Raw genomic sequence first — 23,292 nt, 5'->3', positions numbered from 1 at the left:
GCTTGCTCGCGAATGCGGTCGTTCAGCCAAGAATCTATTACCTGACCCACCGCCATCGCAGGCAAGCCAGCTCCCACACTAGTTTGTGCAAGGCCTGAATTTTGTGCCCGGCGCAGTTCAACTGTGGGAGCCGGGCTTGCCCGCGATGGCGGTTATCCAGGCAAGGATTTATTGGGTCATCGCCTGCGTCAGGTCATCCACCACGGCTTTGCCCATCTCGCACAGGTAATGCGCGGCCCATGCGTATTGCTCGCCGCGTACATCCATGGCGGCTTCCATGGCGAGTTTCTTGGAGTAGAAGAGCAGGGTGGAGGCGTGTTCCAGGGCTTCTTCGATGGGCATGCCGGCATTGACGCGGAATAGCGGTTTTTCGTTTTCGCCGTAATCGCCGAAAGTGACGACGCCGAGGGTGGTGATGGAGGAAAGGGGTGGATCGGGGACGATTTTAGACATGATGTTTCCCAAATTTGCGGTAGGGGTCACCACGGCATGTCGCTAAACATGAAGAGGTGGCAGCTGTACACGGGTTAGCGAACCGGTAAATTTGGGAACCCGGCAGACCCGGAGGTCTCCCGCGTACAGCCGCCATAAAACGGTAACGACAGGTAAAAAAGCCTGGCAATACTCTGGCATCACATCCCAACTAATCCGAGTCGCTAAACCCGATCGCTGATGAGCAGCGAAGTCAGGAGGCTAGTGACCCAGACGGTAAGGCGCAATAGGCTAGAGAGTCTCTAGGAAACGTCCTGCAATTTAAAGCGAATCGTCGTTGATGGCCCTTTAATCCGCAAACCGCATCTCCCTTGTCTCCCCCATCAACAACCCCTGATTCTGCTCCGTCACCTCCCGGAGGTAGTCCCATAACAACGTAATCCGCTTCAACTTCCTCAGATCCTCCCGGCAATACATCCAGAACTGCCGCGTAATCGAAATCTGCTCCCCCAACACCGGCAACAACCGCGGGTCCTGCGCCGCCAAAAAGCACGGCAGTATCGCCATCGACCGCCCTTGCTGCGCCGCCACGTACTGCGCAATCACGCTGGTACTGCGCAAACTCGCGCTGGCGCCGGGCACCACGTTCGCCAGATACAACAGCTCCGAGCTGAACGCCAGGTCATCCACATAACTGATAAACGGATGCTCCGCCAAATCCGCCGGTTTGCGGATGGGCGGGTGTTGGTCCAGATACTCCTGGGTCGCGTACAGCTGCAATTTGTAGTCGCACAATTTGCAGCACACATACGGCCCGTGTTCCGGGCGTTCCAGGGCGATGACGATGTCGGCTTCGCGTTTGGACAAACTGATGAAGTGGGGCAGGGGCAGGATATCGACCGAGATGGCCGGGTAGGTGTCGACGAAATGACTCAACTGCGGCGTGACAAAGAAGCTGCCAAACCCCTCGGTGCACCCCATGCGCACATGCCCGGACAGCGCCACGCCGGAGCCGGATACCTGCTCGCAAGCCATGTGCAAGGTGCTTTCGATGGACTCCGCATACCCCAGCAAACGCTGGCCTTCGGGGGTGAGCACAAAGCCGTTGGTCCGGGATTTTTCGAACAACAGTGTGCCGAGGGACACTTCCAGTGAGCTGATGCGCCGCGACACAGTGGTGTAGTCCACCGCCAGGCGCTTGGCGGCGACGCTGGCCTTGCGGGTGCGCGCCACTTCGAGGAAAAACTTCAGGTCATCCCAGTTCAGGGAGCCCAGGGACGTGATGTTTTTTTGCATATTGGACCGGCTTTTATGTGCGTTCTTATTAGAGATTTGCACATCTATACTCGAAAAACAGTCCGAACGCCTCATTTCCAAGGCGATTCACGCGCCTTGTCTCTGCATAACTACAAGATTGGAGACCACATGAACGCTTCTGCCGATATTTCCGTGCAACAGGTCAAGTTGCTGATCAATGGTGAATGGGTCGAGTCCAAGACCACCCACTGGCAAGACATCGTCAACCCGGCCACCCAAGAGGTGCTGGCCAAAGTCCCGTTTGCCACCGCCGATGAAGTCAACGCCGCCATCGACGCCGCCCATCGCGCTTTCCAGACCTGGAAGCTGACGCCGATCGGCGCGCGCATGCGCATCATGCTCAAGCTACAAGCCCTGATTCGCGAACATTCCAAGCGTATTGCCGTAGTCCTCAGTGCCGAGCAGGGTAAGACCATTGCCGATGCCGAGGGCGATATTTTCCGTGGCCTGGAAGTGGTCGAACACGCGTGCTCCATCGGCACCTTGCAGATGGGCGAATTCGCTGAAAACGTCGCCGGTGGCGTCGACACCTACACCCTGCGCCAGCCGATCGGCGTGTGCGCGGGCATTACTCCGTTCAATTTCCCGGCGATGATTCCGCTGTGGATGTTCCCGATGGCCATCGCCTGCGGCAACACCTTCGTCCTTAAACCGTCCGAGCAGGACCCGCTGTCCACCGTGCTGCTGGTTGAGTTGGCGCTGGAAGCCGGTGTGCCGGCTGGCGTGCTTAACGTGGTGCACGGCGGCAAAGACGTGGTGGATGCGCTGTGCACCCACAAAGACATCAAGGCCGTATCGTTCGTCGGTTCGACTGCCGTTGGCACTCACGTGTACGACCTGGCCGGCAAACACGGCAAGCGCGTGCAGTCGATGATGGGCGCCAAGAACCACGCCGTGGTGCTGCCGGACGCTAACCGCGAACACACCCTCAATGCGCTGGTCGGCGCCGGTTTCGGCGCGGCGGGTCAGCGTTGCATGGCCACCTCGGTGGTGGTGCTGGTGGGCGCGGCCAAACAATGGCTGCCGGATCTGAAAGCGCTGGCGCAAAAACTCAAAGTGAATGCGGGCAGCGAAGCGGGCACGGATGTCGGCCCGGTGATTTCCAAGCGCGCCAAGGCACGCATCCTGGAGCTGATCGAAAGCGGCGTGAAAGAAGGCGCCACGCTGGAGCTGGACGGTCGCGACATCAAGGTGCCGGGCTTCGAGCAAGGTAACTTCGTCGGCCCGACTTTGTTCTCGGGCGTGACCACCGACATGCAGATCTACACCCAGGAAATCTTCGGCCCGGTGCTGGTGGTGCTGGAAGTCGCCACCCTCGACGAAGCCATCGCGCTGGTCAACGCCAACCCGTTCGGCAACGGCACCGGCCTGTTCACCCAAAGCGGTGCGGCGGCGCGCAAGTTCCAGAGCGAAATCGACGTGGGCCAGGTCGGCATCAACATCCCGATTCCGGTGCCCGTGCCGTTCTTCAGCTTCACCGGTTCGCGCGGTTCCAAACTCGGCGACCTCGGCCCGTACGGCAAGCAAGTGGTGCAGTTCTACACCCAGACCAAAACCGTCACCAGCCGCTGGTTCGACGACGACACGGTCAACGATGGCGTCAACACCACCATCAACCTGCGCTGATTTCGGGAGAAGACCATGAAGATTGCATTTATCGGTTTGGGCAACATGGGCGCACCCATGGCCCGCAACCTGATCAAGGCCGGGCACGCGCTGAACCTGTTCGACCTGAACCAAACCGTACTCAAGGAACTGGCCGAGCTGGGCGGCACCATCAGCGACTCGCCGCGTGATGCCTCGAAAGACGCTGAGCTGGTGATCACCATGCTGCCCGCCGCTGCCCATGTGCGCAGCGTGTGGCTCAATGAAGACGGCGTGTTGGCAGGCATCGGCAAAGGTGTGCCGGCGGTGGATTGCAGCACCATCGACCCGCAGACCATTCGCGATGTTTCTGCGGCGGCGGCCAAGCAAGGTGTTGTGGTGGCCGATGCGCCTGTGTCCGGTGGCACCGGTGGCGCGCAGGCGGGCACACTGACCTTCATGGTCGGCGCCACCCCGGAACTGTTCGCCACCCTGCAGCCGGTGCTGGCGCAGATGGGCCGTAACATCGTGCATTGCGGCGACGTCGGTACCGGCCAGATCGCCAAGATATGCAACAACCTGTTGCTTGGTATCAGCATGGTCGGCGTCAGCGAAGCCATGGCGCTGGGCGATGCACTGGGCATCGATACCCAAGTGCTCGCAGGCATTATCAACAGCTCCACCGGGCGCTGCTGGAGTTCGGACACCTACAACCCTTGGCCGGGCGTGATTGAAACCGCGCCGTCGTCCCGGGGTTACACCGGCGGGTTTGGTGCGGACTTGATGCTCAAGGATTTGGGGCTGGCTACCGAGGCGGCGCGCCAGGCCAAGCAGCCAGTGATTTTGGGCGCCGTGGCTCAGCAGTTGTATCAATCGATGAGCCAGCGCGGGGAGGGGGGGAAGGACTTCTCGGCGATTATCAACAGCTATCGCAAGCCCAAGTAAGGGTTGAGCGCGCTTAGTGTGGCGAGCGGGCTTGTTGTGGCGAGCGGGCTTGCCCCGCGTTGGGCTGCGCAGCAGCCCCAATGAAAACGCCGCATTCTTTCAGGAAGAATGCGGCGTCTGGTTTTAGGGCTGCTGCGCAGCCCAACGCGGGGCAAGCCCGCTCGCCACAACAAGCCTGCTCGCCACATCAGGCCCGCTGGCCACAAAAGACGGGTCTGGCTCAGGCAAACACAAAATACTTACGCACCGTCTCCACCACTTCCCACGTCCCCTTCATCCCCGGTTCCACCACAAAGATATCCCCAGCCCGCAAGTGAATCGGTTCCAGGCCTTCTGGCGTGATGATGCAGTAGCCTTCCTGGAAGTGGCAGTACTCCCACTTCACGTAGTTCACGTACCACTTGCCCGGGGTGCAGATCCAGGTGCCCATGATCTTGCTGCCGTCTTCGCTGGTGTAGGCGTTCAGGTTGACGGTGTGCGGGTCGCCCTCGAGTTTTTCCCATTTGCAGGCATCCAGAACCGGCAAAGGGTGGGTGTCGCGCAGTACGGTGATCGGCTGGGTCATGATGGCTCCAAGGCAGGAAAGGGAAAGAGCAACCCTACGGCTTGGGGCGTTGCGTCAGTGGTCTGAACTCGACATCGGGATGCCCAGAAGCGCAAGGCGAGTGCGATCTCTCAGATGCTGCGCCGTCCCTGTGGGAGCGGGCTTGCCCGCGATAGCGGTGTATCTGGCAATGGAGATGCAACCTGTGCCGCCGCCATCGCGGGCAAGCCCGGCTCCCACAGTGGACGTGCTGGTGACAGATGTGTGCGCCAATACGACCTTTCTTCGCAGTAAGTGCGAAAGATTTCCCACTCGGCGCCAGAATTCGCAAGAAAATTCGCAACCGGCCCTCGTATCATTCACCGGAGAACGAGTGAGAGCCTTCAAATGAACCCAATAAAAACGTGGTGGGACATCAGCCCGCCCTTGAGCACGGCGACGCCGACCTGGCCGGGCGATACGCCGTTTCAGGAAGAGCGCGTGTGGCAGTTCGGCCCCGAGTGCCCGGTGAATGTGGGCCGCGTAACCTTGTCGCCGCACACTGGCGCCCATGTGGATGCGCCGCTGCATTACAGCGCGAACGGTGCGCCGATTGGCGAGGTCTCGCTGGACGTGTACATGGGCCCGTGCCGCGTGTTGCATTGCCTGGGCAGCGGCGCGTTGGTCCAACCCCATCAGCTGGAAGGGCGTGTGGATAACTTGCCGGAGCGCGTGCTGTTGCGCACTTATGCACAGGCGCCGCTGACCGAATGGGATTCGAATTTCACCGCCATTGCCCCGCAAACCATCGCGCTGCTCGCCAGTCTGGGCGTGCGCCTGATCGGAATCGACACGCCATCGCTGGACCCGCAACAGTCCAAGACCATGGATTCCCACAACGCCGTGGCGCGCCATGGCATGGCGATTCTCGAAGGCATCGTGCTCGATGACGTGCCGGAGGGCGACTATGAATTGATCGCGCTGCCGCTGCGTTTTGCCAACCTTGACGCGAGCCCGGTCCGCGCCATTCTCCGTCCGCTCAAGGAGCCCACGCGATGAGCCAGTGTCCTTTCTCTGCCGATTACCAACCGCCCGAAGAATGGCATAACGCCGAACTGAATTTCTCCGAGGCCATGAGCTACGGCGACTACCTGGACCTGGGCAAAGTCCTCAGCGCCCAGCACCCGCTGTCGCCGGACCACAACGAAATGCTCTTCATCATCCAGCACCAGACCTCCGAGTTGTGGATGAAACTGATGCTCCACGAACTCAAGGCCGCCCGCGAGCACGTGCGCCTGGGCGAGTTGCCGCCGGCGTTCAAGATGCTGGCGCGGGTGTCGCGGATTTTCGATCAATTGGTGCACGCCTGGGCGGTGCTGGCGACGATGACACCGTCGGAGTACAGGGCGATTCGTCCGTTCCTGGGGCAGTCGTCCGGGTTTCAGTCGTTTCAGTACCGCGAAATCGAATTTATCCTCGGCAATAAAAGCGCGGCGCTGTTGCGGCCGCATGCCCATCGGCCGGAGCTTTTAAACGAGTTGAAAGTGGCGATTGCCACGCCGTCGCTGTATGACGAGGCCGTCAACCTCATGGCCAAAGCGGGTCTGGCGATTGACCCCAAACGCGCCGAGCGCGACCCGACGGCGGCGACGGTTCACGATGATTCCGTGGAGGCGGCATGGCGCGAGGTGTATCGCGACCCGAGCCGGTATTGGGATTTGTATCAGTTGGCCGAGAAATTTATCGACCTGGAGGATTCGTTCCGCCAGTGGCGCTTTCGGCATGTGACCACGGTGGAGCGGATTATCGGTTTCCAGCCCGGCACCGGTGGCACTGAAGGTGTGGGGTATTTGCGCAAGATGCTCGACACCGTGCTGTTCCCCGAGCTGTGGCGAGTGCGTTCAACGCTCTAAACAAAAAGCCCCGGATCACCGGGGCTTTTTGTTTGGAATGCGTTCAAAACTGTGGGAGCGGGCTTGCTCGCGAATGCGGTGGTTCAGTCAACTAATGAATAGCTGACACACCGCATTCGCGAGCAAGCCCGCTCCCACATGGGTTACTGCGCCACGGCTACTTTCGCTTTTCTCATCCGCAACCGGTAAGCCACATAGATAATCCCCACCCACACCGGCATCGCATACACCGACTCGCTGATCCCCGGAATCGCCAGCATCACGCTGATGATCATCACCATGAACGCCAGGCACAGGTAGTTGCTGAACGGGAACCAGAAGGTCTTGAACGTCGGCGTCACGCCTTGCACGCCCATGGCTTTGCGGAACTTGATGTGGGTGATGCTGATCAGCGCCCAGTTGATCATCAGCGAAGCAACCACCAGCGCGAACAGCAGTTCCAGCGCACTTTGCGGCGCGACGTAGTTGACCACCACGCACAGCATCGTCACCAACGCCGAGATCGCCAGGGCCCGGATCGGCACGCCTTGTTTATTCAGTTTCATCAGCGCTTTTGGCGCGTCGCCTTGTTCCGCCAAACCGAACAGCATGCGGCTGTTGCAGTACACGCCGCTGTTGTACACCGACAACGCTGCGGTCAGCACCACGAAGTTGAGGATGTGCGCCGCAGTGTCGTTGCCGATCAGCGAGAAGATCTGCACAAACGGGCTGCCGCTGTAGGCATCGCCCGAGGCGCCGAGGGTTTGCAGCAGCTGGTCCCACGGGTACAGCGACAGCAACACGGTGAGTGCGCCGACGTAGAAAATCAGGATCCGGTACACCACCTGGTTGATGGCTTTGGGGATGACTTTGCGCGGCTCGCTGGCCTCGGCGGCAGTGATGCCGACCAATTCCAGGCCACCAAACGAGAACATGATGAACGCCATGGACATTAACAGACCCATGCCGCCATTCGGGAAGAACCCGCCGTGGCTCCACAGGTTGCTGACGCTCGCTTGCGGGCCGCCGGTGCCGCTGAACAGCAGGTAGCAGCCGAGCACGATCATGCCGACAATCGCCACCACCTTGATGATCGCGAACCAGAATTCGGCCTCACCGAAGAATTTCACGTTCAAGGTGTTGATCAGGTTCACCGCGACAAAGAACACCAGCGCGCTGACCCAGGTCGGGATTTCCGGCCACCAGAACTGGATGTATTTGCCCACCGCCGTCAGTTCGGCCATGCCCACCAGCACGTAAAGTACCCAGTAGTTCCAGCCGGCCAGGAAGCCTGCGTAGCCGCCCCAGTACTTGTGCGCGAAGTGGCTGAAGGAGCCGGCCACCGGCTCTTCGACGATCATCTCGCCGAGCTGGCGCATGATCAGGAACGCGATAAACCCGGCAATCGCGTAGCCGAGGATCATCGACGGCCCCGCCGACTTGAGCACCCCGGCCGAGCCGAGGAACAACCCCGTGCCAATCGCCCCTCCCAAGGCGATCAGCTGAATATGCCGGTTTTTCAGGCCACGCTTGAGGCCCACCGGGTTAACCATGTCATCCGCCATTAACAGTCCCTTCTACTTGTTTTTCTCAGGGTTGAATGCACGCCGCATCCGCCCCTCAAAACGTCTGAGGGTTCAGATATTACTCTGCGTAAACTTTTCGTAATACAGCTGAACGCCATCAAGTGCCTGATCCGCCAGCCATTGCTGTATGGATTCGACCATTGGAGGGGGACCGCACAGGTACATATCCGCCGATCTGTCCCGCAATTCGGCCAGGTCGAAATGCTCGGTGAGGTAGCCGCGTTTGCCGGGCCACTCGGGGGAGGGGGCGCTGAGTACTTCGGTATAGCGAAAGTCAGGGATTTTTGATGCGTAGGCGGCAATGCGCTTGGGCTCGCACAAGTCCTCGGCAGCGCGTACGCCGTAGTACAGGTGCACCGGCTGATTGCAGCCGTTGGCGGCCAATTCATCGAGCATGCCGAGCAATGCCGACAACCCGGTGCCACCCGCTACCAGCATCAGTGGTTTGGTCACGTGGCGCAGGTAAAACGCACCCAAAGGTGCTTCCATCAAAATCGTGTCGCCCGCCTGGCAACGCTCGCGCAGGTAGTTGCTCATCACGCCGTCGGGCAACAGGCGCACCAGAAATTGCAATTGATCGCCCGGAAGGTTGGCGAAGGAATACGACCGCCAACTGTCAGTGCCAGGCACCGACAGGCGGGCGTACTGGCCGGGCAGAAAATCCAGTGGCGCATCCAACTGCACGTGCAAAATCGCCGTGCTGGCCGACACCTGCTGCGCCTCGCTCACCGTGCCACGCACCTGCACCGGCCCCGGCGCGTTGCACAGGCTCGAATCAAAATCGAAGTAAAACGCTGCGTCGGATTTCACCCGGGTCTGGCAGCTGAGCATTTTGCGTTGTTGCAGGTCGAGCGCCGAAAGGGCCTCTTCATCCACATAATCCTGGGTGTAATCGCCAGATTCGCAACGGCCCTGGCAGGTGCCGCACACGCCTTCGCGGCAATCCAGCGGGATCTTGATGCCGTTGCGCAGGGCTGCGTCCAGCAGGATTTCATTTGCGCCTACTGGAAAGAACAGGGTCTTGCCGTCGGCAAAGCTGAAGGCGACTTTGTGATTCATTGATAGATCTCCACGAATTTATGACCTGGGGCGAGCGGGCTTCTTGTGACCGGCGGGCTTGTTGTGGCGAGCGGGCTTGCCCCGCGTTGGGCTGCGAAGCAGCCCCAAAAAGACCACCGCATTTTTCCGGCTGAAAACCCGGTGTCTTCCAGAGGGGCCGCTACGCAGCCCAACGCGGGGGAAGCCCGCTCGCCACAGGAAGCCCGCTCGCCACAACAAGCCCCTGTGCCACAAAAGTTCGCTGCTACAGGTGATAGAAATCCAGCACCGAGTTGATGGTGTCGTTGAGCAGCAACGCGTGCTTGCGGGTGATCAGCCAGCTGTCGCCGTGGGGTTTCAGGCTGTAAGTCGCCCGCCCGTAAAACTGCTCCGAAGTCGCCAGGCGATAGAACAGCGTGTGCCAGTTGAGCCGCACTTCCAGCGTGCCGTCGGCCTGTTCGGCAATCCGTACGTTATTGATCAGGTGCAGCGTGCGCGGCATCGGCGTGGCTGACGCGGCCTTACCGGTACGCAGGCGGAACACGCGGTCTTCCAGCCCCGAGCGGTTGGCGTAATAGATCAGCGACATTTCGCGCTTGGGGTCGCGGGTGTAGACGTGTTCCGAATCCCATTGCGGCAGGTGGAATTCGCTCTGCGGGTCGAACAGCTGCACGTAAGCGTCCCAGTCCTGGGCGTCGCACAGCTCGGATTTGCGGTAGAAGAACTGCTCAATCTGATACTGCAATTGCGCGTTCATCATTCCACCTCCCGCAGTTTCAGCGCTTGTTTGTCGAGGCCGTTGAGCAGGAACCGCTGCCAATTACGGTGCTGGTTCACGTACAAACCTTCATGGGTGAATTCGGTGCCGGTCATCGCCGGCTGAATGCCGATGGCTTCACTGTTTGGCGTCGGCCCAGTTTCCCAGCGATGGCTGCCGCGCGAGATATCGCTCCAGCGCTCCAGCCGTCCCTGAAACCCGCGCTGGGCCTCGCGGAACTCCACCAGGTCATCCGGCGTGCCCATGCCCGACACGTTGAAGAAGTCCTCAAACTGGCGAATGCGGTTTTCGCGGTCGACGTCGGACTCGTTCTTCACCCCCAAACACTGGCTGATGATCTCGGTTTTGTTCCACGCCACCGGGCGGATGATGCGCAGCTGCGAGCTGATCTGGTCGAGGAAAAACAGGCTGGGGTAGATGTTCAGGTTGCGCAGGCGGTGCATCATCCATTCGGCCTTTTGCTGGCCGTGTTCTTCTACCAAACGCGGCATGATCGTGGCGTAACCGGAGCGCACGCTGGGGTTGGGCATGTCGCTGAACAACAGGCTGTGGCCATTGTTGAAGGCGAACCAGCCGTCGTCGGTGTTGGCGTCGCCGGCGCCGAGTTTGCTGTAGTCCAGCGTGGTGCCGGACCCTGTGCCGTTTTCGGTGTTGACCTGTTGGCGATGCTGCACGGTGGCCACGTAGTTGTAGTGCACGGTGCTGACGTGATAACCGTCCAGGCCGTTTTCGTTTTGCAGCTTCCAGTTGCCGTCGTAGGTGTAGGCGGATTTGCCCGGCAGCACTTCCAACTCACCGGTGGCGGACTGGGCGACCATCATGTCGAAGAACACTTTGGCGTCGCCGAGGAAGTCTTCCAGGCTGTCTCTGCCGTGCACGTCAAGGCTGATAAACACAAAGCCCTTGTAGCTCTCTATGCGCGCCTTTTTCAGGCCGCGCGTGGCCTTGTCGAAACCTTCCGGGTATTCACCCGGCGCCTTGACCTTCACCAGCCGGCCGTCGCTCTTGTAGCACCAGGCGTGGAACGGGCAGGTGAAGGTGGACTGGTTGCCCTTGCCCACGCGGGTGAGGGTGGTCCCGCGATGCTGGCAGGCGTTGATCAGCGCGTTGAGTTGGCCTTCGCCGTCGCGGGTGATGATCATCGGTTGGCGCCCGGCGCGCATCGTCACGAAGTCGTGGTTATTCGCCAGTTCACTTTCGTGGCAGGCGTAGATCCAGTTTTTCTCGAAGATCAGTTCCATTTCGAGATCAAACAGTTCCGGTTCGGTAAACATGTCGCGGGCGATGCGGAACACTTCATCCACAGGCCGAAAATCCAGACAGCCTTCGATAAACGTTTTCCACTGCTCGACGCTTCTTGCACCACTCATGGGAGGCACCTTTTTTGACAGGGGCTAATCGGTGGGTCATTAGAGGCAGCGGGGCAGGGGGCGGGCTATCCGCTTAGTGGGGGAAGACAGGCCACATAGTTGGGCAGCAAATACCCACCACGGTGCGAGGTGCGCTACTGTCATGCAGGCAAAAGGCGGCACGTTATCCACATAGTCGGCGGTTGCTATCCACCCGGTTGCAATCCGGCTGGCGTGGCGTAGAACTTGCTGTTGAACAACAACGATGACGCGCCGCCAGAGCGCGCAAACAGCCTGACCGCCGTGGGTGCACCCTGATGAGTAGCCATACACGCGAAATCCATATTCAACGCTTCGACCTGGAAGGCGCCTGCAGCTGGATGTCCGGCATCTGCGGCCCGCACCGGTTGGCGACGTCCACGCCGGAACGCCTGCGTTTTCACCACAGCGCCAATGTGTTCAAGTCCCGCGCCACCACCCTGGGCGTGATCGAATACGGCACGGACGTGACCATCGGCATTGAAGACGCCGAGCATTTCAGCAGCTACAGCCTCAGCCTGCCGCTGGTGGGTGAGCAGGAACTGAGCAAAAACGGTGAACGCCTGAGTTCCAACCGTGATCAGGGCGTGATCCTCGCGCCGAACGAGCATCAGGTGCTGGCGATTTCCGGTGATTGCCGCAAGTTGCAGGTGGTGATTACGCGGGCGGCGATGAGTGAGTCGCTGGAAGGTTTGCTGCAACGACCGATTGAAGCGCCGCTGCGGTTTGAGTCAGTGATGGACGCGGTAGACGGCGCTTCAGCGTCGTGGTGGCGCATGGCGCGGTACTTCATTGCGGAGTTGGAACACGGCAGCGAGTTGTATGAGCAGCCGGCGTTCACCCGCGACCTGGAAAGCTCGTTGATCAAGGGGCTGATCCTCGCCCAGCCGAATAACTACTCAGAAGAATTGCGCGACGTATTGGGCGTGAAGCTGCCGCATTACCTGATCCGCGCGCGGCAATACATTCACGACAATGCCCGCGAAGACGTGCACCTCGAAGACCTCGAAGTGGCCGCCGGTGTGTCGCGGTTCAAGCTGTTTGATGCGTTTCGCAAATACTTTGCGCTGTCGCCCATGGCGTATTTGAAGAAGTACCGGTTGGGGGCGGTGCGTCAGGAAATGCTGGAGCAGGGTTCTACGCGCACCATTTCTGAAATTGCCTTGGGCTGGGGGTTTACGCATCTGGGGCGGTTTTCGGCGGAGTATCGAAAACTGTTTGATGAGACTCCGAGCCAGACACTGCAACGCAAGCGCCTGCGCAGTCTCTGAACTCGATGAAGATCCAAATGTGGGAGCTGCTTGCCTGCGATAGCGGTGGCACATGCACCACCGCCATCGCAGGCAAGCCAGCTCCCACAGGGGTTTTGTGGTGTTTGGGGGATTTCAGATCAACTCTTCCACCAGTTGCAAACAATGACTGAGCCCCGGCGACTGATCATTCACCCGCCGGCTCAGAATAATCGGCGACGTCGCTGTGGCCTCCACCACCGGCGTGTAACCAATATCCGCCCGGTGCAACACCTGCACCGACGCCGGCACCAGCGTCACGCCCATCCCCGCACCGACCAGCCCAATGGCTGTCTGCAATTCATTGGTCCACTGCGCCACCTTGAGGCTCAGCCCGTGGGCGTCAAACAGCGCAATCACATGGTCGGCATAGCTGGGTCGCGGGTTACCCGGGTACAGCACAAAGGGCTCGGCGGCCAACTGCGCGAGGGTGGCGGGCGCGCCCAGCAACGGGTGACCGGCGGGCAGCACGGCGACCAGTCGATCCTCCACCAGCACGCGCTGGACAATCGCCGGATCATCGATACGAATCCGCCCGAAGCCCACATCGATCCGCCCGGCCTTGAGCGCTTCGACCTGCTGCAAGGTGGTCATTTCCGACAGACCCAATTCCAGCTCCAGCGCGTCATGGGTGCGCAGCCGCCGAATCAATTCCGGCAGCACGCCGTACAAGGTCGACGGCGCAAACCCGATGCCCAGCCAGGTCTTCTCGCCCTGGCCGATGCGCCGCGTGTTCTCGCAGACCTTGCCCAACTGTTCGAGCAGCACATTGGCGTGTTCATAGAAAAACCGCCCGGCTTCGGTCAGCCGCAAGGGGCGGCCGCGCTCCAGCAAAATCACACCCAACTCATCCTCGAGTTGCTGGATCTGCCGGCTCAACGGCGGTTGGGCGATGTGCAGGCGTTCGGCTGCGCGGGTGAAGTTGAGGGTTTCACCCAGCACCTGAAAATAGCGCAGATGACGCAGTTCCATGACGGTTCCTTTCATACCTTAAGGGTATCGTGCGAGACCCATTCTATATTGGAAGCCTTGAAAAATACGGCACAGAATCGACGCAAACCTATAAAGAACCCAACGGGTATAGCCATGCCGATTTGCGCCATCGAGTCGATCGACACGATCATCATCGACCTCCCCACTATTCGCCCGCACAAGCTGGCGATGCACACCATGCAAAACCAGACGCTGGTGATCATCCGCCTGCGTTGCGCTGACGGCATCGAAGGCATCGGCGAAGCCACTACTATTGGCGGCCTGAGCTACGGCAATGAAAGCCCCGACAGCATCAAAATCAACATCGACCGCCACTTTGCGCCGCTGCTGATCGGCCAGGATGCGAGCAATATCAACGCGGCCATGTTGCGCCTGGAGCGCAGCATTCGCGGCAACACCTTTGCCAAGTCCGGTATCGAAAGCGCATTGCTGGATGCGTTGGGCAAGCGCCTGAACCTGCCGGTCAGCGAATTGCTCGGTGGCCGCGTGCGTGATGCCTTGCCGGTCGCCTGGACTCTGGCCAGTGGCAACACCGAGCAGGACATTGCCGAGGCGGAAAAGATGCTCGACCTGCGCCGCCACTGCATTTTCAAGTTGAAGATTGGCGCCGGTGAAGTCAGCCGCGATCTGGCCCATGTAATTGCGATCAAAAAGGCTTTGGGCGAACGCGCCAGTGTGCGCGTCGACGTCAACCAGGCCTGGGACGAAGCCGTTGCCCTGCGTGCTTGCAAGGTGCTCGGTGACAACGGCATCGACCTCATCGAGCAGCCGATTTCGCGCAACAATCGCGGCGGCATGGCCCGGCTCAACCTGTCGAGCCCGGCGCCGATCATGGCCGATGAATCCATCGAATGTGTGGAGGATGCCTTCAACCTGGCTCGCGAAGGTGCAGCCTCGGTGTTCGCGCTGAAGATCGCCAAGAACGGCGGCCCGCGTGCCGTGTTGCGCACGGCGGCCATTGCTGAAGCGGCGGGTATTGGCCTGTACGGCGGCACCATGCTTGAAGGCGGCATCGGCACCCTGGCGTCGGCGCACGCCTTCCTCACGCTGAATAAACTGGCGTGGGGCACCGAGCTGTTCGGCCCGTTGCTGCTCACCGAAGACATCCTCACCGAACCGCCGGAGTACCGCGATTTTCAGCTCCATGTGTCCACCGCACCGGGCCTTGGCCTGAGCATTGATGAAGAGCGCCTGGCGTTCTTCCGTCGTGACAAACACTAAGAGGCGACTGCCATGTTGTTCCACGTAAAAATGACCGTGAACCTGCCGCTCGACATGAACCCCGAGCATGCGGCGGGTTTGAAAGCCGAGGAGAAAGCCCTCGCGCAACGTCTGCAGCAGGAGGGCAAATGGCGCCACCTGTGGCGCATTGCCGGGCACTACGCCAACTACAGCGTGTTCGACGTGAGCAGCGTTCAGGAACTGCACGACCTGCTGATGCAACTGCCGCTTTTCCCTTACATGGCCATCGAAGTGAATGCGCTGTGCCGCCATCCTTCGTCGATCCATGAGGACGACCGCTGAGCCTGTTTCCACTCTAATAATGACAAGATGAGGATTGCACCATGTCCATCCGGATTTCCCAGACTGCCCACGCCCAACAGTTTCTCGAAGAAGCCAGCGGCAACCTCAACGACGGCGGCAACCCGCGCGCCAAGGCGCTGATCTACCGGATCCTGCGGGATACGGTGAACATCATCGAAGACCTGGAAGTGACCCCGGAAGAATTCTGGAAGGCGGTCAATTACCTCAATGAGCTGGGTAAAAATCAGGAAGCCGGTTTGCTCGCGGCCGGGTTGGGCCTGGAGCATTACCTGGACTTGCTGATGGACGCCGCCGACGAAGAAGCCGGCAAATCCGGCGGCACCCCGCGCACCATCGAAGGCCCGCTGTACGTGGCCGGTGCGCCGTTGAGCCAATACGAAGCGCGGCTGGATGACGGCACGGACGCGGCGGTGCCGCTGTTCATGCGTGGGCAGGTGCGCGACACCGATGGCAAGCCGCTGGCGGGCGCGATTGTGGACGTGTGGCAGGCCAATACCGGCGGTACCTATTCGTGGTTTGATCCGGCGCAGTCCGAGTTCAACCTGCGCCGCCGCATCGAGACCGATGCCCAGGGCAACTACCGTTTTCGCAGCATCGTGCCGTCCGGTTACGGCTGCCCACCGACCGGTCCCACCCAGCAACTGCTCGATCAACTGGGCCGCCACGGGCAGCGGCCGGCGCATATTCATTTCTTCATTTCGGCAGCGGGGCATCGGCACCTGACCACGCAGATCAACCTGTCGGATGACCCGTACCTGCATGATGATTTTGCCTATGCGACGCGCGATGAGTTGATTGCTGAAATCCGGTTTAGTGACGACCCGCAATTGGCGCGGGAGTTTGGCGTGGAAGGGCGGTTTGCACAGATTGATTTTGACTTTGAGTTGCAACCAGCAGCGGCGCCAGTAGAGCAAAAACGCATGCAGCGCGTTCGCGCTTTGGAAGATTAAACGCAGTTAAAAAATGTGGGAGCTGGCTTGCCTGCGATAGCGGTGGTGAATATTCCTCCGCTATCGCAGGCAAGCCAGCTCCCACAGGTTCCAGTTCCCACAAGTTTTTGCGGTGTTGCGGTTATTTGCGGATAACCAGATCCAGCACCTCATCCCGATCCTTGATCTTCTGCAGCACAATCTCCGAGCGAATATCCACCACCCCCGCCGTACGGTTCAGGTGGTTCACGATAAAGTCCGAAAAGTGCTTCAAATTCCGCGCCTGCACCCTCAGCACATAATTGCTCGCGCCCGTAATCACGTATGCACTGGCCACCTCCGGCCAGCTCTGCACCTTCTTGATAAACGTCTCGTGCCAGTCCTCCACATCCTGGCGCAGCGACAGGTGCACGATGGCCTCCAGCTCAATCCCCAATTGCTCGGCATTCAACACGGCGCGGTAGCCGCTGATGATTCCCTCGCTCTCCAACAGGCGCAAACGGCGCAGGCAGGCGGAGGGTGACAGCGCGACTTTTTCCGCCAGTTCCTGGTTACTGATACGGCCATCCTGTTGCAGGAAATGCAGGAGGCGCAGGTCGGTGGCGTCGAGAATCATGGTTAGAATAAATCCGCGTGTTTGGAGGTTAAATTCGAATTTCCTACTGCTTAATTAGCCTGTTGCCCGGCACTTTGCACGAAAATTCTCTAAATCTTCGTTCATTATTGGGCCCATCTCTACTCATAAAAAGCAGGATCGCTTATGACCACCCGCAGCCATTGCCAAGCCCTCGATGCCCAGGACCCGCTGGCGCCTTTGCGTCAGCAGTTCGCGTTGCCGGAGGGCGTGATCTACCTCGACGGCAACTCCCTCGGCGCACGGCCGGTAGCAGCACTGGCGCGGGCGCAGCAGGTGATCAGTGATGAATGGGGCAATGGCTTGATCCGCAGCTGGAACAGCGCCGGCTGGGCGGAGTTGTCCCAGCGCCTGGGCAACCGCCTGGCGCCGCTGATCGGTGCGCGCGATGGTGAAGTGGTGATCACCGATACCACCTCGATTAACCTGTTCAAGGTGCTCAGCGCCGCCTTGAGCGTGCAGCGCCAACGCCAACCCAAGCGCAAGGTGATCGTCAGTGAAGCGAGCAACTTTCCCACCGACCTGTACATCGCCGAAGGCCTGACCGAGCTGCTGCAACAGGGCTACTCGCTGCGCCTGGTCAACAGCCCGGACGAGCTCACGCAGGCCATCGACGCTGACGTAGCGGTGGTGATGCTCACCCACGTCAACTACAAAACCGGCTACATGTACGACATGCAGGCGCTCACCGCCCTGAGCCATGAATGCGGCGCCCTGAGCATTTGGGACCTGGCCCACTCGGCGGGCGCGGTGCCCATCGATTTGCACAAGGCGGGTGCCGATTACGCGATTGGCTGCACCTACAAATACCTCAACGGCGGGCCGGGCTCCCAGGCGTTTGTGTGGGTCAACCCGGCGCTGGTGGACGTGGTGCGCCAGCCGTTGTCGGGCTGGTTTGGGCACACCCGCCAGTTCGCCATGGAATCGAACTACGCGCCGAGTGCGGGTATCGCGCGTTATTTGTGTGGCACGCAGCCGATTACTTCGCTGGCGATGGTGGAGTGCGGTTTGGAGATTTTTGCCCAGACCGATATGGCCAGCCTGCGCGCGAAATCCCTGGCGCTGACGGACCTTTTTATTACGCTGGTCGAATCTCGGTGCGCCGCCCATGGTCTGGAACTGATCACCCCGCGCGAACATGCCAGACGTGGCAGTCACGTGAGTTTCGAACACCCTGAAGGTTATGCGGTGATTCAGGCCCTGATTGCTCGTGGTGTGATCGGTGATTACCGCGAGCCGCGGATCATGCGTTTCGGGTTTACGCCGTTGTACACGAGCTTCACCGAGGTGTTTGACGCCGTAGAAGTCCTCGGGGAAATCCTCGACAACGGCACGTGGGACCAACCGCAATTCAAAGTCCGCAACAGCGTTACTTAAGCACAACACAAATCCAATGTGGGAGCTGGCTTGCCTGCGATAGCGATAGTGAATTCACCACCGCTATCGCAGGCAAGCCAGCTCCCACAGGGTTCACCGCCAGCAACAACCATCACAATAATAAAGGGGCACACCACGTGACCACGCCAGACACCGGCTTTGCAGAAATCACCCACCGCGAACTGGGCCTGCGGCGCCAGCTCACTTCCGGCCAGATGAGCATGATCGCCATCGGCGGCGCCATTGGCACCGGGCTGTTCATGGGCAGCGCCTACGCCATCGGTTATGCCGGGCCCAGCGTGCTGGTGAGCTACGCCATCGGCGCGTTGATCACTTTGCTGTTGATGGGTTGCCTGGCGGAAATGACGGTGGCGCATTCCACCTCGGGTTCGTTTGGCGCCTACGCCGAGTTCTACATCAGCCCGCTCGCCGGGTTCCTGGTGCGATATGCGTATTGGGCCGCGATTGTGCTGGCGGTGGGCGCCGAGGTCACGGCGGTGGCGATGTACATGAAGTACTGGTTCGCAGACGTGCCGGAATGGGTGTGGATTGTGTCGTTTTCCAGCGTGTTGATCGCGCTCAATGCGATCAGCGTGAAGACCTTCGGCAACTTTGAATACTGGTTCTCGACGATCAAGATCAGCGCCATTGTCGGCTTTATCCTCCTCGCCGTGTACGTGGTGTTCGGCTCCGGCAACCCGGAATACGGCGTGCAGAATTACACCGCCCACGACGGTTTTTTCCCCCATGGGCTGAGCGGCATGTGGGTCGCGGTCATCGTTTCGATCTTCAGCTACCTGAGCGTGGAGATGATCGCCGTGGCCGCCGGTGAAGCCGCCGACCCGGAGCAGGCAGTAAAAAAAGCCTTTCGCGCGACCATCGTGCGGCTGGTGGTGTTTTACCTGCTGACCCTGGCGCTGATGCTCGCCATCGTGCCGTGGAACCAGGCCGGGCAGACCCAAAGCCCCTTCGTTACCGTGATGCAGGCCATCGGTATTCCCGGCGCGACCGGGCTGATGAATTTCGTGATTCTGATCGCGGCGCTGTCGGCGATGAACAGCCAGCTCTACATCACCACGCGCATGATGTTCAGCCTGTCGCGCGCGGGGTTTGCGCCCAAGTCCATGGGGGCGCTGAGCAAGAGCGGTATCCCGCTGAACGCACTGCTGCTGTCCAGTTCGGGCATTGCCCTGGCGACGCTGCTGAACGTGGTGTACCCGGAAAGCTCGTTCACGCTGATGATGGCGATCTCGATGTTTGGCGCGATCTTTACCTGGTTCATGATCTTCCTCACGCACCTGTTCTTCCGCCGTTATCGCAAGCGCCACGGCGGGCCTAAGCTGTCGTTTCAGCTGCGGCTGTTTCCCTACAGCACGCTGTTGGGGCTGGTGCTGATGGGGGCGGTGATGATCACCACGTACTTCACCGAGGCGTTCAAGATGACGCTGGTGTTTGGCGTGCCATTTCTGCTGATTCTATCGGCGGTGTATTACGTGTTTTTCCGCAAGGGCAGGGCCAGGGCGTCGAACAAAGCCTTGGCATAGCCCGGCAGTTGTTCGAATGAGCGCGCGCACAGCAGCAGCGTTCGGCAGGCCCAGTCTTCGCGTAATGGCTGGGCTCTGAAACGCTGTTCTGCGGGCCAGCGGTCCAATGCAGCCTGGGGGACAATCCCCAGGCCTGCGCCGCCGGCGACCATGCGAATCAACCCGTCAAACCCCTCGGCGCGGATGCGCGTTTGCAGGCGGAAACCTGCGTGCAACGCTTGCTCTTCGAGGTAAACCGTCAGCGCGCTGTTGGCCGCCAGGCCCACAAAGTCGTGCTGCAGGCTGTCGATAAAACTCCCCTGGGTGAACGGATGATCCAGCGGCGCGATCAGCACCAGCGGGTCGTCGCGAAAGGGCAGGGTTTGTAAGCCGTGGGTGTCGACGGCGTCGGAGATGATGCCCAGGTCTGCCGTGCCTTGGCGTAACGCGTGAGTGATGCGCAGGCTCGGCAGTTCCTGCAGGTCGATATCGAGGTTGGGGTGTTTGCGCAGGAAGTCCGCGAGCAATTCCGGGAGGTATTCACTGAGCGCCGTGGTGTTGCACAGCAGGCGCACCTGGCCTTTGACGCCGTTGGCGTATTCGGCGAGGTCTTGTTGCAGGTGTTCGGCTTGTTGCAGCAGCAGGCGAGCGTGGCGGGCCAGAGCTTTGCCGGCCGGGGTGGGCGTGACGCCCCGGCGGTTGCGTTCAAGGAACTCGATGCCCAGAGACGCTTCCATCGCTCGGATGCGCGCGCTGGCGGCGGCCAGGGACAGGTGGCTGCGGGCCGCGCCGGCGGTGATGTTGCCGGTATCGAGGATGTGCAGGTAGAGGCGCAGGTCGATCAGGTCAAAGTGCATGGCTTTGTTTCTCGGGTGATATCACTGGCCTCATCGCAGGCAAGCCAGCTCCCACACTTGAATGTATTCACACAGCCAAATGTGGGAGCTGGCTTGCCTGCGATGGCGATTTCAGCCTCATGCAAAACAAGAGGCTGCCTCAGTATATGGCGAATTTCAGACCTCATCGAAATCCCCCACAATCCCCCCATGAATACCTTCCTCGCTTTCTACCAAGACATCGGCCTTACCCTGACCCTGCTGGTGTTTGGCACCTTTCTGCTGGCCGGCACCGTCAAGGGCGTCATCGGCCTGGGCCTGCCCACCGTCGCCATGGGCATGCTCGGCCTGGCTATGCTGCCGGCGCAGGCTGCGGCGCTGCTGATCATCCCGTCCACCGTGACCAACCTTTGGCAACTGGCCTTCGGCGGCTACTTGAGCGCGTTGATCAAACGCGTGTGGCCGATGCTGCTGCTGATCTTCCTCGGCACCGGGCTGGGCACGTTGTGGCTGGGCATGGACGGCGGGCATTGGGTGGTGCGCGCCCTGGGCGGAGCGTTGCTGGTGTATGCGTTGAGTGGTTTGTTGTTGCCCACGTTCAAGGTCAAGCCTGAAACCGAACGCTGGCTGGGCCCGTTGTGTGGTGTGATCACCGGCGTGATCACCTCGGCCACGGGCGTGTTCGTGATTCCGGCGGTGCCGTATCTGCAAGCGCTGGGCTTGAATCGTGATCAGTTGGTGCAGGCGCTGGGGTTGTCGTTCACGGTTTCGACCCTGGCGTTGGCCGCCGGGTTGGCCTGGCGCGGTACCCTGGGCGGCGGTGAACTCAATGCATCCGTGCTGGCGCTGGTCCCCGCGTTGCTGGGCATGTGGCTGGGCCAGGCGGTGCGGCAACGCATCAGTGCTGTGCTGTTCAAGCGCGTATTTTTTATCGGCATGGCGCTGTTGGGCGGGCACCTGCTGATCAGTGGCTGAATCAAGAGTAGGGGTTTATTCGTGCGTTTTGGTCAAATGTATTTTGCGGCGCCGCCGCTTATTCCTCGGGGCCAATGTCGATAGCCTGCCGGCAGACATTTTCCACCCTCTGGATCCCCCCCATGAAGAAAATCCTTCTGCTGAACGGCGGCAAGCAGTTCGCCCACTCCGACGGTCGCTACAACACCACTCTGCACGACGCCGCCGTGGCGGTGCTGGACCGCGCAGGGATCGACGTCAAAGTCACGCACATCGATGAAGGCTACGACGTGGCCGAAGAAGTCGCCAAATACCTCTGGGCCGATGTGGTCATCTACCAGATGCCCGGCTGGTGGATGGGCGCGCCATGGATCGTGAAAAAATACATCGACGAAGTCTTCACCGAAGGCCACGGCCACCTGTATGCCAGCGACGGCCGCACGCGCTCCGATTCGTCGCAGAAATACGGCAGCGGCGGCTTGATTCAGGGCAAGCAGTACATGCTGTCGCTGACCTGGAATGCGCCGCAGCAAGCCTTCGACGACCCGACCGACTTCTTTGAAGCCAAGGGTGTGGACGCCGTGTACTTCCCGTTCCACAAGGCCAACGAATTTCTCGGCATGACCGGCCTGCCGACCTTCCTCTGTGTGGACGTGATGAAGCGCCCGCAGGTTGAGGTCGACGTGGTGCGTTACGAACAGCATCTGGCGCAGGTGTTCAATTTCTCGGTGTAAGCTGCCAGCAACCGATAAAGAGGACAGCCTGTGAAAGCCCGATCCGATGAGCTACAGATCTTCGTCAGCGTGATTGAGTGCGGCTCGATTTCCGCCGCGGCGGAGCAGGTCGGGCAGACGCCGTCGGCGGTCAGCCGCACGTTGTCGCGCCTGGAGGCCAAGCTCGACACCACGCTGATCAACCGCACCACGCGGCGCATGGACCTGACCGAGGAGGGCAAGTACTTCTTCGAGCAGGCCAAGGTGATCCTGGCGCAGATGGACGACCTGGAGGAGCGCCTGTCGTCACGCCAGAAAAAACCGGCGGGGCGGCTGCGCATCAATGCCGCCGTACCGTTCATGCTCCACGGGTTGATGCCCTACATCGCCGAGTTTCGCAGCCTCTACCCGGATATCCAGCTGGAGCTCAACAGCGATGACCTGATCATTGACCTGCTGGAACAAAGCACCGACATCGCAATTCGTATCGGCATCCTGGCTGACTCCACGTTGCATGCGCGCTTCCTCGGTTGTACACCGTTGCACATCCTCGCCAGCCCCGAGTACCTCCAGCGATACGGCACGCCGACCACGGTGGCCGAGTTGGCGGATCACACGTTGATGGGGTTTACCCAGACTGAAACCCTCAACCACTGGCCGCTGCGCCATGTAGAAGGCGACCGCTGGCTGATCCAGCCGAGCATTGCAGCGTCCAGTGGTGAAACCGTGCGCCACCTGGCGCTGGAAGGGCAGGGCATTTGCTGCCTGTCGAATTTCATGACGAGTGCCGACATCGACGCCGGGCGCCTGGTGCCGATTCTGGAGGAGTTCAACAGCGGCTATCGCCAGCCGATCCACGCGGTGTTCTACCGCAACTCGCAATTGGCCCTGCGTATTCAGTGTTTCCTGGATTTCATTCAAGCCAAACTCGTGCGCTATGCCTGCTGATTCGTGACCTTTGCGCAAGAGTGATTTGGGCGGCGGGGGCTTATTCGACGCCGGGCAGGTCTGGATAC

At 60.3% G+C, this 23,292-nt stretch carries 23 protein-coding genes; 13 read left to right on the top strand and 10 right to left on the bottom strand.

The genetic code is table 11. From position 1 onward, the window contains the following. Positions 1 to 168: 168 nt before the first annotated feature. Together BFW87_RS06470 and BFW87_RS06465 are read right to left on the bottom strand one after the other, a co-directional pair. A complete protein-coding gene (locus BFW87_RS06470) occupies positions 169 to 453 on the bottom strand; it encodes a DUF3077 domain-containing protein (protein ID WP_078739103.1) in 285 nt (94 codons plus the stop codon). A 327-nt stretch (positions 454 to 780) separates the two neighbouring features. Further along, positions 781 to 1,728, bottom strand: coding sequence for a LysR family transcriptional regulator (locus BFW87_RS06465; protein WP_078739102.1), 948 nt, complete (start codon positions 1,726 to 1,728; stop codon positions 781 to 783). A gap of 129 nt (positions 1,729 to 1,857) precedes the next feature. On the opposite strand from BFW87_RS06465, the gene BFW87_RS06460 reads away from it, so the two are divergent. Beyond that, on the top strand, positions 1,858 to 3,375 hold the full coding sequence (locus BFW87_RS06460; protein ID WP_078739101.1) for a CoA-acylating methylmalonate-semialdehyde dehydrogenase: 1,518 nt from the start codon (positions 1,858 to 1,860) through the stop codon (positions 3,373 to 3,375). Between the two features lie 15 nt (positions 3,376 to 3,390). Further along, a complete protein-coding gene (gene mmsB / locus BFW87_RS06455) occupies positions 3,391 to 4,278 on the top strand; it encodes a 3-hydroxyisobutyrate dehydrogenase (protein ID WP_078739100.1) in 888 nt (295 codons plus the stop codon). A 220-nt stretch (positions 4,279 to 4,498) separates the two neighbouring features. Here the strand turns inward: mmsB and BFW87_RS06450 are convergent, their stop codons facing one another. Further along, on the bottom strand, positions 4,499 to 4,843 hold the full coding sequence (locus BFW87_RS06450; protein WP_016971018.1) for a cupin domain-containing protein: 345 nt from the start codon (positions 4,841 to 4,843) through the stop codon (positions 4,499 to 4,501). A gap of 366 nt (positions 4,844 to 5,209) precedes the next feature. Between BFW87_RS06450 and kynB the strand changes: the two genes are divergently transcribed. Both kynB and kynA read left to right on the top strand, forming a co-directional pair. After that, positions 5,210 to 5,860 carry an arylformamidase gene (kynB, locus tag BFW87_RS06445; RefSeq protein ID WP_078739099.1) on the top strand — a complete coding sequence of 217 codons (651 nt, stop codon included), beginning with the start codon at positions 5,210 to 5,212 and terminating at the stop codon, positions 5,858 to 5,860. Beyond that, positions 5,857 to 6,714: a tryptophan 2,3-dioxygenase gene (gene kynA, locus BFW87_RS06440; protein ID WP_078739098.1), complete on the top strand. Its 858-nt coding sequence runs from the start codon at positions 5,857 to 5,859 to the stop codon at positions 6,712 to 6,714. Before kynB ends, kynA begins: the two co-directional genes overlap by 4 nt. 143 nt (positions 6,715 to 6,857) lie before the next feature. Here the strand turns inward: kynA and BFW87_RS06435 are convergent, their stop codons facing one another. The 4 genes from BFW87_RS06435 to antA form a co-directional block, all read right to left on the bottom strand. Then, positions 6,858 to 8,258, bottom strand: a complete 1,401-nt coding sequence (locus BFW87_RS06435; RefSeq protein WP_078739097.1) for an amino acid permease — start codon at positions 8,256 to 8,258, stop codon at positions 6,858 to 6,860. A 72-nt stretch (positions 8,259 to 8,330) separates the two neighbouring features. Further along, on the bottom strand, positions 8,331 to 9,338 hold the full coding sequence (gene antC / locus BFW87_RS06430) for an anthranilate 1,2-dioxygenase electron transfer component AntC (protein ID WP_078739096.1): 1,008 nt from the start codon (positions 9,336 to 9,338) through the stop codon (positions 8,331 to 8,333). Between the two features lie 244 nt (positions 9,339 to 9,582). Beyond that, positions 9,583 to 10,074, bottom strand: a complete 492-nt coding sequence (antB, locus tag BFW87_RS06425; RefSeq protein ID WP_078739095.1) for an anthranilate 1,2-dioxygenase small subunit — start codon at positions 10,072 to 10,074, stop codon at positions 9,583 to 9,585. Then, positions 10,074 to 11,465 carry an anthranilate 1,2-dioxygenase large subunit gene (antA, locus tag BFW87_RS06420; protein WP_078739094.1) on the bottom strand — a complete coding sequence of 464 codons (1,392 nt, stop codon included), beginning with the start codon at positions 11,463 to 11,465 and terminating at the stop codon, positions 10,074 to 10,076. Before antA ends, antB begins: the two co-directional genes overlap by 1 nt. A gap of 296 nt (positions 11,466 to 11,761) precedes the next feature. Here antA and BFW87_RS06415 point away from each other — a divergent pair, with 296 nt between their 5' ends. Further along, entirely contained in the window at positions 11,762 to 12,754 is a 993-nt protein-coding gene (locus tag BFW87_RS06415; RefSeq protein ID WP_078739093.1) for an AraC family transcriptional regulator, read from the top strand. Positions 12,755 to 12,868: 114 nt separating this feature from the next. On the opposite strand, the gene BFW87_RS06410 is transcribed toward BFW87_RS06415, so the two are convergent. Next, a complete protein-coding gene (locus tag BFW87_RS06410) occupies positions 12,869 to 13,744 on the bottom strand; it encodes a LysR family transcriptional regulator (RefSeq protein ID WP_078739092.1) in 876 nt (291 codons plus the stop codon). Positions 13,745 to 13,858: 114 nt separating this feature from the next. Between BFW87_RS06410 and BFW87_RS06405 the strand changes: the two genes are divergently transcribed. Genes BFW87_RS06405 through catA form a run of 3 tightly spaced genes read left to right on the top strand, consistent with a single transcriptional unit; the run spans position 13,859 to position 16,260 of the window. Then, positions 13,859 to 14,986 carry a muconate cycloisomerase family protein gene (locus BFW87_RS06405; RefSeq protein ID WP_078739091.1) on the top strand — a complete coding sequence of 376 codons (1,128 nt, stop codon included), beginning with the start codon at positions 13,859 to 13,861 and terminating at the stop codon, positions 14,984 to 14,986. A 12-nt stretch (positions 14,987 to 14,998) separates the two neighbouring features. Then, positions 14,999 to 15,289, top strand: a complete 291-nt coding sequence (gene catC, locus BFW87_RS06400) for a muconolactone Delta-isomerase (protein WP_078739090.1) — start codon at positions 14,999 to 15,001, stop codon at positions 15,287 to 15,289. 41 nt (positions 15,290 to 15,330) lie between these two features. Beyond that, positions 15,331 to 16,260 carry a catechol 1,2-dioxygenase gene (catA, locus tag BFW87_RS06395; protein ID WP_078739089.1) on the top strand — a complete coding sequence of 310 codons (930 nt, stop codon included), beginning with the start codon at positions 15,331 to 15,333 and terminating at the stop codon, positions 16,258 to 16,260. Positions 16,261 to 16,381: 121 nt separating this feature from the next. On the opposite strand, the gene BFW87_RS06390 is transcribed toward catA, so the two are convergent. Further along, positions 16,382 to 16,855 (bottom strand): Lrp/AsnC family transcriptional regulator, encoded by a 474-nt coding sequence (locus BFW87_RS06390; protein WP_078739088.1) that lies wholly within the window; start codon positions 16,853 to 16,855, stop codon positions 16,382 to 16,384. A gap of 144 nt (positions 16,856 to 16,999) precedes the next feature. Here BFW87_RS06390 and kynU point away from each other — a divergent pair, with 144 nt between their 5' ends. Together kynU and BFW87_RS06380 are read left to right on the top strand one after the other, a co-directional pair. Continuing rightward, positions 17,000 to 18,250, top strand: a complete 1,251-nt coding sequence (gene kynU, locus BFW87_RS06385; protein ID WP_078739087.1) for a kynureninase — start codon at positions 17,000 to 17,002, stop codon at positions 18,248 to 18,250. A gap of 137 nt (positions 18,251 to 18,387) precedes the next feature. Then, positions 18,388 to 19,794 carry an amino acid permease gene (locus BFW87_RS06380; RefSeq protein ID WP_078739086.1) on the top strand — a complete coding sequence of 469 codons (1,407 nt, stop codon included), beginning with the start codon at positions 18,388 to 18,390 and terminating at the stop codon, positions 19,792 to 19,794. Here BFW87_RS06380 and BFW87_RS06375 read toward each other — a convergent pair. Further along, positions 19,740 to 20,630, bottom strand: coding sequence for a LysR family transcriptional regulator (locus BFW87_RS06375; protein ID WP_078739085.1), 891 nt, complete (start codon positions 20,628 to 20,630; stop codon positions 19,740 to 19,742). The genes BFW87_RS06380 and BFW87_RS06375 overlap by 55 nt on opposite strands. A 189-nt stretch (positions 20,631 to 20,819) precedes the next feature. On the opposite strand from BFW87_RS06375, the gene BFW87_RS06370 reads away from it, so the two are divergent. The 3 genes from BFW87_RS06370 to BFW87_RS06360 all read left to right on the top strand — a co-directional run bounded on the left by BFW87_RS06370 (position 20,820) and on the right by BFW87_RS06360 (position 23,224). Continuing rightward, entirely contained in the window at positions 20,820 to 21,584 is a 765-nt protein-coding gene (locus tag BFW87_RS06370) for a sulfite exporter TauE/SafE family protein (protein WP_078739084.1), read from the top strand. Between the two features lie 122 nt (positions 21,585 to 21,706). Beyond that, positions 21,707 to 22,297, top strand: a complete 591-nt coding sequence (locus tag BFW87_RS06365) for an NAD(P)H-dependent oxidoreductase (RefSeq protein ID WP_078739083.1) — start codon at positions 21,707 to 21,709, stop codon at positions 22,295 to 22,297. A 30-nt stretch (positions 22,298 to 22,327) separates the two neighbouring features. Beyond that, positions 22,328 to 23,224, top strand: coding sequence for a LysR family transcriptional regulator (locus BFW87_RS06360; protein ID WP_078739082.1), 897 nt, complete (start codon positions 22,328 to 22,330; stop codon positions 23,222 to 23,224). Positions 23,225 to 23,292 lie beyond the last annotated feature (68 nt).

Origin of the sequence: Pseudomonas fluorescens (assembly GCF_002022275.1) — a bacterium.
Classification (GTDB): Bacteria; Pseudomonadota; Gammaproteobacteria; order Pseudomonadales; family Pseudomonadaceae; genus Aquipseudomonas; species Aquipseudomonas fluorescens_AJ.
This window is presented reverse-complemented; position numbering and strand designations above follow the sequence as displayed.